General features: G+C 75.7%; 2 protein-coding genes. Both read right to left on the bottom strand.

What is annotated here, in order from left to right; translation table 11 throughout:
* A partial coding sequence (locus tag ACFU5F_RS42015) for a beta-ketoacyl synthase N-terminal-like domain-containing protein (protein ID WP_383898919.1) occupies positions 1–333 on the bottom strand: 333 nt, incomplete at its 3' end.
* A gap of 23 nt (positions 334–356) precedes the next feature.
* Positions 357–4,745, bottom strand: a complete 4,389-nt coding sequence (locus ACFU5F_RS42010; protein WP_383898921.1) for an SDR family NAD(P)-dependent oxidoreductase — start codon at positions 4,743–4,745, stop codon at positions 357–359.
* Between the last annotated feature and the right edge of the window lie 26 nt (positions 4,746–4,771).

The raw sequence follows: 4,771 nt of genomic DNA, 5'->3' as shown, positions 1-4,771 counted from the left end.
CCGGTCCACCGGAAACCCCGACACACCGTCCCGCCCCTCGACCACCAACTCCCACAACCCCGCAGGCGACACCACCCCACCCGGCAACCGACACGCCATCCCCACCACCGCCACCGGCTCCCCCACACCCGCCTGGAGCTGCCGGTTCTCGCGGCGCAGCCGGGCGGTCTCCTTGAGGGCGTCCCGGAGCGCCTCCACGACGGTCGTGTCGGAGGAGGACGCCGGGGAGGCGGGGGTGGCAGAGGACGCGGGGGACGACGGGGACTGCGGGGACTGCGGGGACTGCGGGAAAGGTGATGAGGAAGGTGACGAAGAAGACGGCGTTCGGGTCATGAGCTTTCTTCTCCCAGTGCTGTTCAGGACTCGATGCCTTCGCGGGCCATACGGACCAGTTCCGCCACGTCCATGGCGTCGATCAGTTCTTCCTCGGCGGCCAGTTCCTCCGCGTCGGCCGCGGGATCCGGTCCGTCGGGGACGGTGTCGTGCGCCCGGTCCTCCCCGTTCTCCGTGACCTCCGGGCCTGCGGCGGGGAAGAGTTCGGCCCGTAGCCGTCCGGCCAGTGCGGTGGGGGTCGGATGGTCGAAGACGACGGTCGCGGACAGCCGTAGTCCGGTCGCCCTGCCGAGTCGGTTGCGCAGTTCCACGGCGCTGAGGGAGTCGGCGCCGAGTTCCTTGAAGCTGCGGCGCGCGTCGACCGTCTCCGCGCGGTCGTAGTTCAGGACGGCTGCGGCCTCGGTCCGCACCAGAGCGAGCAGTTGCTTCTCCTGGGCGGCGGCGTCGAGTTCGACGAGCCGGGCCACGAGCCGGGCGCCCGGCGCTTCGCCGGACGCGCCCGGTCCGGGGCCCACCGCTTCGCGGATGCGTGCCGGGACGAGCCCGCGCAGCAGCGGCGGTACGTCGGTGCCGGCGGCCCGTAGCGCGGCGGTGTCGAGGGCGAGCGGCACCGAGCAGGCGTCGCCGGAGGCGAGCGCGGCGTCGAGGAGCCGCAGGCCCCGGTCGGGGGTGAGCGCGCGGATGCCCGCACGGGCGAACCGGCGGCGGTCGGTGTCGCCGAGCCCGGCGGCCATGCCGCCCTCCGCCCAGGGGCCCCAGGCCAGTGAGGTGGCCACGAGGCCACGGGCCCGCCGGTGCTGCGCCAGGGCGTCCAGGTAGGTGTTGGCCGCCGCGTAGTTGGCCTGTCCCGCGCCGCCGAGCAGGCCCTGCACGGAGGAGAAGAGGACGAAGGCGGCCAGGTCGAGATCGCGGGTGAGGTCGTGGAGGTGCCGGGCTGCGTCCGCCTTCGGCCGGAGGACCGTTTCGAGGCTCTCGGGGGTGAGGGCGTCGAGGACGCGGTCGTCCAGGACACCGGCGGCGTGGACGACGGCCGTCAGCGGACGGTCGGCGGGCACGGCGTCGAGCAGTGCCGCGAGCGCCGCACGGTCGGCGACGTCGCAGGCGACGAAGGTGGCCCTGGCCCCCAACCCGCCCAGTTCCTCCCGAAGTTCGACGGCGCCGGGAGCGGAGCCGCCGCGTCGGCCGACGAGCAGCAATTCGCGTACGCCGTGCTCGGTGACCAGGTGGCGGGCCACGGCGGCGCCCAGGGCCCCGGTCGCGCCGGTGATCAGCACGGTGCCGTCCGCCGGCCACGGCCCGTGACCGGGCACAGGGGGCACGGGCGTCGTGGCACGTGTCATGCGAGGGACGAGTACGCTCCCGGCGCGGACGGCGAGTTGGGCTTCGCCCGAGGCTTCCGCGGCCGCGAGGGCCGCCGTCAGGAGCCGCCGCGAGGCGGGTGCGTCGTCGAGGTCGAGCAGGGTGATCCGGTCGGGGTGCTCGGTCTGTGCCGAGCGGACGAGCCCCCAGACAGCGCTGTGCGCGAGGTCGGGCACGTCCTCGTCGGGACCCGCGGCGACCGCGCCCCGGGTGACGACGACCAGCCGGGAGGCGGCGAAACGCTCGTCGGCCAGCCAGCCCTGGGCCAGGGTCAGCGCACGCCCGGCGGCCCGTGCCGCGTCCGCACCGTCCGGGGAGGGGCCGCTCAGCGGTGCCAGGACGACGGCCGGGACATCCGCCGTACGGTCGATGTGCTCGGCGAGCGCCGGAAGGTCCGGATGGATCCGGACAGCGGCACCGGCGGCCGTCGGCGTTTCGGCCATGGGGGCCGCGTCGGCCGCGTCGCCGACGACCGCCCACCGCTCGGGGATCGCCTCGGAGTCCGGACCGGCGATGCCGGGCAGCGGAGTCCACTCCACCCGGAACAGCGGGTCGCCTCCCCCGCCCTGGGCCGAGAGCAGCCGCTCGGCGGAGACCGGCCGCCGCGACAGCGTGCCGACCGACGCCACCGTACGGCCGGCCGTGTCGGCGAAGGCGAGGCTGACCGCGTCGGGCCCGGCGGGTGCCAGCCGGACGCGTGCCGCGGCGGCCCCGGCCGTGTCCAGGCGTACCCCGCTCCACGCGAAGGGCAGCCGGGTCTCGTCGCCGCCGGGCAGCGCGCCCAGTTCGATGGCGTGCAGGGCGGCGTCGAGCAACGCGGGGTGCAGCCCGTACCCGGCCGCGGCGGTGGACTGCTCCTCGGGGAGGGCCACTTCGGCGAAGACCTCCGTGCCGCGTCGCCACGCGGCACGCAGCCCGCGGAAGGCGGGGCCGTAGCCGAAGCCCTGTGCGGCGAGCGCGTCGTACCAGCCGGCCAGGTCCACCTCCTCGGCGTCGGGCGGCCAGTTGGCGAAGTGGTCGGCGTCGGCCGCCGCCCCGGCGGCCGGGGCGAGCGCCCCGACGGCGTGCAACGTCCAGTCACCGCCCTCCCGTTCGCCGCCGTCCCGGCCGCGGGCCGGGGCGGCCGCGGGCCGTGTGTGCACGGTGACGAACCGCCGCCCGTCGGCGTCGGCGCCCGCCACCTGGACCTGGAGCTCGACGGCCCCTTCGTCCGGCAGCGCGAGCGGTGCCTGCAGGGTCAGCTCCTCCAGCAGGTCGCAGCCGGTGCGGCGGGCGGCGTGCAGGGCCAGTTCCACGAGCCCCGCACCGGGGAAGAGGGTGGTGCCGAGGACGGTGTGGTCGGCGAGCCAGGGCTGGGTGTCGAGGGACAGCCGCCCGGTGAGCACGAGGGTGTCGGTGCCCGCGGGTCGCACCGCGGCGCCGAGGAGTGGATGTCCGCCGGTACCGAGTCCGAGCGCGGGAGCGTCCACGGCGGTGACCGGTCCGGCACTCGGCCAGTAGCGCCTGCGCTGGAAGGCGTACGTGGGCAGGTCGACGCGGGAGGCGCCCGTACCGGCGAACACGGCCGCCCAGTCGGGGCGGACGCCTCGTACGTGGAGCCGGGCGAGTGCCTCCGCGAGGGTCCGCTCCTCGGGGTGGTCGCGCCGCAGCAGGGGGACGAACTCCGCCTGGGCGACCTCTGCCTCGGTCTCGTCGTCGGGGAGACAGTCGCGGCCCATGGCGGTCAGGACGGCGTCCGGTCCGATCTCGACGAACGTCGTCACTCCGTCCGCCCGCAGCGCGCGTACGACATCGGCGAACCGCACCGTCTCCCGGACGTGCCGCGCCCAGTAGTCCGCGTCGGCCGGGCTGCCGTCGGCCGGCCCGGTGACGGGCAGTCCTGTCATGTCCGACAGCAGCGGCACGGCGGGCGCCGACAGGCCGAGCCCCTGAGCCACCCGGCGGAACTCGTCCAGCATGGGGTCCATGCGGGGCGAGTGAAAGGCATGACTGACGCGCAGCCGCCTGGTCCTGCGGCCGCGCGCCGACAGCGCGTCGGCGATCTCCACGACCGTGTCCTCGTCGCCGGAGAGGACGCAGGAGAGCGGGCCGTTGACGGCGGCGATCGCCACCCGCGTCTCCCGGCCGCGCAGCAGTTCGGCGACCTCCTCCTCGGGCGCCCGGACCGAGACCATCGCACCGCCCTCGGGCAGCGCCTCCATGAGACGGCCGCGCTCGGCGACCAGCGTCACCGCGTCCGGCAGCGACATCATCCCGACGGCGTGGGCCGCCGCCAGTTCGCCGACGGAGTGTCCGGCCACCCGGTCAGGCCGCACGCCGAGGTGGTCGAGGAGCCGGAAGAGGGCCACCTCGACGGCGAACAGCCCGGCCTGGGTGAACACGGTCCGGTCCAGCAGGGCGGCGTCCGGGGAGTCCGCTCCGGCGAGGACGACCTCACGCAGCGGCCGTCCGAGGCGGTCGCCGAACGCCTCGAAGACCTCGTCCAGTGCGTCGGCGAACACCGGGAACCGCGCGTGGAGTTCACGTCCCATGCCGACGCGCTGACTGCCCTGCCCGGTGAAGAGGAACGCCGTCCTCCCGCCGCTCGGCACTCCGTACGGCACACGGGACGGCGGGTCGCCGTCCGCGAGCGCCGCCAGGTCCACGAGCATCCGCTGCGGGTCGTCGCCGACCAGCACCGCCCGGTGCTCCAGCGCGGCGCGCGTGGTGGCCAACGAGAAGCCCACGTCGGCGAGCCCGGCCCGTGGCGTCACGCTCAGGTGCCCACGCAACCGCCGCGCCTGCGCGCGCAGCGCCTGCGCGGTCCGTCCGGACAACGGCCACAGGACCGTCCCGGGCGACGGCTCGGGGTGGGTCTCCGACTGCGGGCCGGGATGTGTTTCCGGTTGCGGGCCGGGGTGGGTCTCCGGCTGCGGGCCGGGGTGGGTCTCCGGCTGCGAGGCAGGGTGGGGTTCCGGCTGCGGGTCGGCGGGCGCTTCTTCCATGACGAGGTGGGCATTGGTCCCGCTGATCCCGAACGAGGACACCCCCGCACGGCGCGGACGCCCCGCCACCGCCTCCCACTCCCGCTGCTCGGTCA

The sequence above is a fragment of the Streptomyces sp. NPDC057438 genome, assembly GCF_042802995.1.
Taxonomy (GTDB): domain Bacteria; phylum Actinomycetota; class Actinomycetes; order Streptomycetales; family Streptomycetaceae; genus Streptomyces.
This window is presented reverse-complemented; position numbering and strand designations above follow the sequence as displayed.